Here is a 4,224-nt window from a genome sequence, read left to right on the forward strand (position 1 = left end):
GGCCAAGCGGCTGCCCTCCATCACCGCGGCGGTGATGGAGGGCAGCCGCTTGGCCAGCGCGATCATCAGCGCGAAGGCGCCTTCGGCGACGGTTTCCTCAGCATAATCCGGCACGTTGACAACGGGAATGCCACGCCGCATCGCGGCGGGGATGTCGATGGCATCGACGCCGACGCCATATTTGACAATGCCGTTCAATCTGGGAGCCGCCTCGATCACCCGTGCGGTGATCGGCGTGTAGCACATCAGCAAAAGATCGGCGTCCGCAACGGCCTGCATGAGATCAGCTTCGGGGATGCCGTCCGGCAGCGTCACCAGTTCGACCCCCCTCGCCCGCAAGCCGGCGTCGATGCCGGGACATTCGAGTTCGCGGTCGGTGCGCACGGCCTTCACGGTCAGGCCGCCAGCACCGTTCGCTCGACGATGTCGAGCGCGCCGTCGAGGTCGGTTTTCGAAATGACCAGCGGCGGCGACAGCGTCAACACGTTGCCTTGGCTGATCTTGAAGCTCAGCCCCTGTTCAAGGCAAGCATAGAAGACGCGCTCGGCGAGATCGCGTGCCGGCTGGCGCGTATCGCGATCCTCGACGAGCTCGACGCCGACCATCAGTCCCCTGCCCCTGACGTCGCCGACATGGGGCGAGCGCGCCATCAGGTGCTGCATGCGCCCTAGCATGTGCCGACCGAGTTCGGCCGCGCGCTCGACCAGCCCTTCCTCCAGGATGATGTCGATCGTCGTCAATGCGGAGCGGGTCGTCACCGGGTTCTTCTCGTGGGTGTAGTGGCCGATCGCGAAGCCACCGGTGACGTCGAGATCGCGGCGCGCGATGATGGCGGCGATCGGCAGGACGCCGCCGCCGAGCGACTTGCCGAGGACGACGATGTCAGGCGTCACATCATCATGCTCGTGCGCGAAGAATTTGCCGGTCTTGCCAAGGCCGGTCGGGATCTCGTCGAAGATCAAGAGCGTGCCGTGCCGGTCGCAGGCCTCGCGCACCCGCTTCCAGAAGCCCGGCGGCGGCGGGTTTGGCGTCGCCCGCATCGGTTCGGCGACGACCGCCGCCACGTCCTGCTCGCGGCCAAGGACGTAGGCAATCATGTTGGCGCAGGCGAGGCCCGATGCTTCCAGGGAATCGTGGCCATAGGGGCAGCGATAGCCGTCCCAAGGCGCGACGTGCTCGGTGCCGGTCATCATCGGGCCTGATATGTGCGAGCGGAAGGTCGCCTCGCCACCAACGCTTGCTGCGCCGAAGCCGGCGCCATGGAACGCATCCCAGAACGACACCGTCTTGAAGCGGCCGGTCGCGGCGCGGGCGATCTTCAGCGCGACCTCGATGGCGTCCGAGCCGCCGGTAGTGAACAGCACTTTGCCGAGATTGCCGGGCGCCAATGCCGCCAGCTTCTCGGCCAGTTCGACGGCGGGCTCACAGGTGAAGCGGCGCGGCGCAAAGCAGAGCTCATCGAGCTGCTTCTTGATGGCGGCCACAAGCCTCGGGTGGCCATAGCCGAGGTGATGGACGCTGTTGCCGTGGAAATCCATGAAGCGGCGACCGGCGGTGTCCTCGATCCAGATGCCTTGCGCCTTGGCGATCGTCGACAAACAGGGGCTGGACAGGCTCTGGTGCATGAAGGCGGCCGCGTCGCGATCGAGCAGGCCGCGGATCCGCGGATCGCCCTGCCCGGCATCCCAGCGACCGCGAGCCGCTGTGGTGTTGGAATCGCCTTCGGTGTGCACAAGTTCAGATATCGCGGCCATCATGGTCTCCGAAATGCGAATGAGGGAGCGGCGAACGCTCCCTCGATTGTTCTATCCGTCAATGCCGTCCGGTCAGGACCAGGGCAGCGAAAATGTCTTCACATTGGTGTAGCTCTTCATCGCTTCGATGACGCCTTCCTTGTAGCCGTTGCCCGAATCCTTGATGCCGCCGAAGGGCGACATCTCGATGCGATAGCCCGGCACTTCCCAGATGTTGACGGTGCCGACCTGCAGCCCGGCGATGTATTTCTGCATGCGGGGAAACGAGTTGGTGCAGACGCCCGACGACAGGCCGAAGGCGGTCGAGTTGGACAATGCGATCAGCGCCTCGTCATCGTCCGGCGCGCGCACGATCGGGATGATGGGCCCGAAGGTTTCTTCCATGACCAGCTCGGATGTATGCGGCACGCGATCGACGACGATTGGCGGCAGCAACGCGCCCTGGCGGCCCGGATTGTAGAGAATGTCGGCGCCTTGCTCGGCAGCCATGTGGACGCGGGCCTCGAACAGCGCCGCCGCCTTCTCGTGCACAACGGTGCCAAGGTCGGTCGCGCGGTCCATCGGATCGCCGAAGCGGATCTTCTTCGCCCGCTCCAGCACCAGCGGCACGAAACGGTCGGCGACACTTTCCTGGACGAGGATGCGCTTGACCGCGGTGCAGCGCTGGCCGGAGTTTTTCGTCGCTCCGGCCACTGCCAAGTCCGCCGCCTTTGCCAGATCCTCGTCCGATAGATCGTTGAGGATGATTAGCGGGTCGTTGCCGCCGAGCTCCAGCACCTGGCGCTTGTAGCCGGCGGTGCGGGCGATCATCTTGCCGACCGGCACGCCGCCGGTGAAGGTGATCAGGTCGATGTTGTCGTTGGTGATCATCTCGTTGCCGATATCGGCCGGCCAACCGGTCACCACCGACAGCATTTCCGGCGGCAGGCCGGCTTCATAGAGAATGTCGGCCAGGAGAAGTGCGGTCATCGGCGTCAGTTCGGTCGGCTTGACCACCACGCAATTGTTGGTGGCGATCGCCGGCGCCACCTTGTGCGAGACCATGTTGAGCGGATGATTGAACGGCGTGATCGCCGAGATCGCCTTCAACGGCTCGCGAGTGGTGAAGATCTTGCGCGCCTTGCCGTGCGGGGTGAGGTCGCAGGAGAAGATCTGGCCGTCATCCTGGATGCACATCTGTGCCGACAGCGTGAACACGTCATAGGCGCGGCCGACCTCATAGAGCGAGTCCGTCTTGGAGATGCCGAGCTCGAGCGTGATGAGATCGGAGATTTCATCGCGGCGCGAGGCCAATGCCTCGGCGGTGCGGAACAGTATCTGCTGACGCTCGTAGCGGGTCAGCCTCGATTTGTAGCCGGCGGCGATCTCGAATGCCTGGCGGGCGTGATCGGCGCGGCCGGCCGGAACGGTGCCGATGACGGTGTCGTTCCAGGGATAGCGAACCTCGACGACGCCTTCGGCATCGACTTTTTTGCCGGCAATGCGCATCGGCTCGTGGCGAACTTTAATGGCAGGGTCGAGCTTGGTCATGGGTTCTGCTCCAGCAGATTCTTGTTGCGCGGAGGATCGACCCCCACTCCGGCCCTTCGGGCCACCTCTCCCCCGATCGACGGGGGAGAGGAAATCAGGCGAGGTCAGTGCCTCAACGTTTCCAGGCTAAGCCGCGGCTAACCCTGGCGCCTTTCCTCTCCCCCGTCCATCGGTGGAGAGGTGCCGAGCGAAGCTCGGCGGAGTGGGGGTCGACAATCACGCTCGACTCAAGCCAGCGCCGCCGCCATGGTGGCGTAGTAGAAGGCGTCGAAGTTTCTCAACACAGGTTCGTTCGGCAATTCCGGCAGCACACGATTGACGATGAACGGCACCTCCTGCTCGGTCAGCCCGCCATGCGACCGTAGCGGTTCGTTCAGAGCCGCCAGGTCATGGCGATGTTCTGAGGTGCCGATCGTCTTGTTTTCGGTCGAGATCAGCACGATGTCGCCGATGCGGTCAGCCGGAAGCTCGAAGCGCTCGCAGGCGGTCGGGCTGTCGACGACCAGCATGATGCCGTCGATCTTGGCCAGCCGCGCCATGATGCCGGCCTGGTCTGTGCCATCAGGCAGATAGGCGGTGGCAAACGAGCCGAGCGCGCCGTGATGCACGACATAGGGGTCGGTGATCGGCAGGATGACGCGGGCGGCGTCCTTGCCCAGCCAGTCGTCGAGAATATCCTGGACATAGACCACGTCGGGCGAGCCGTCGGCCTTGTGCTTCGGTTTCATGCCATGGTCGGCGGTGACGACGATGGCAGCACCCAGCGCATCGAGGTCGGTCAGGTACTTGTCGAACATTTCGTAGAAGGCATTGGCCTGCGGCACGCCGGGCGCATATTTGTGCTGCACATAGTCGGTGGTCGTCAGATACATGATGTCGGGGCGGAATTCCTTCAGCAGCTGGACGCCGGCGGCGAAGACGAACTCCGACAGCTCTGCCG

At 64.3% G+C, this 4,224-nt stretch carries 3 protein-coding genes and 1 pseudogene; all 4 read right to left on the bottom strand.

What is annotated here, in order from left to right; all coding sequences use genetic code 11:
* Positions 1-393, bottom strand: a pseudogene (locus EN914_RS26460) (C-terminal binding protein); the annotation flags it as partial.
* A 2-nt stretch (positions 394-395) separates the two neighbouring features.
* Complete coding sequence (locus tag EN914_RS26465; RefSeq protein WP_024502485.1) at positions 396-1,754, bottom strand: aspartate aminotransferase family protein; 1,359 nt, start codon at positions 1,752-1,754, stop codon at positions 396-398.
* 72 nt (positions 1,755-1,826) lie between these two features.
* Complete coding sequence (gene phnY / locus EN914_RS26470) at positions 1,827-3,284, bottom strand: phosphonoacetaldehyde dehydrogenase (protein ID WP_024502484.1); 1,458 nt, start codon at positions 3,282-3,284, stop codon at positions 1,827-1,829.
* A gap of 227 nt (positions 3,285-3,511) precedes the next feature.
* On the bottom strand, positions 3,512-4,224 hold a 713-nt coding region (locus EN914_RS26475), incomplete at its 5' end, for an alkaline phosphatase family protein (protein ID WP_206527242.1).

This window comes from Mesorhizobium sp. M7A.F.Ca.CA.001.08.2.1 (genome assembly GCF_003998455.1).
Lineage (GTDB): Bacteria > Pseudomonadota > Alphaproteobacteria > Rhizobiales > Rhizobiaceae > Mesorhizobium > Mesorhizobium ciceri.

Excerpts from the sequence above, each read along its gene's own strand:
- phnY (WP_024502484.1), bottom strand. The coding sequence starts at position 3,284 with ATGACCAAGCTCGACCCTGCCATTAAAGTTCGCCACGAGCCGATGCGC.
- EN914_RS26465 (WP_024502485.1), bottom strand. The coding sequence starts at position 1,754 with ATGGCCGCGATATCTGAACTTGTGCACACCGAAGGCGATTCCAACACC.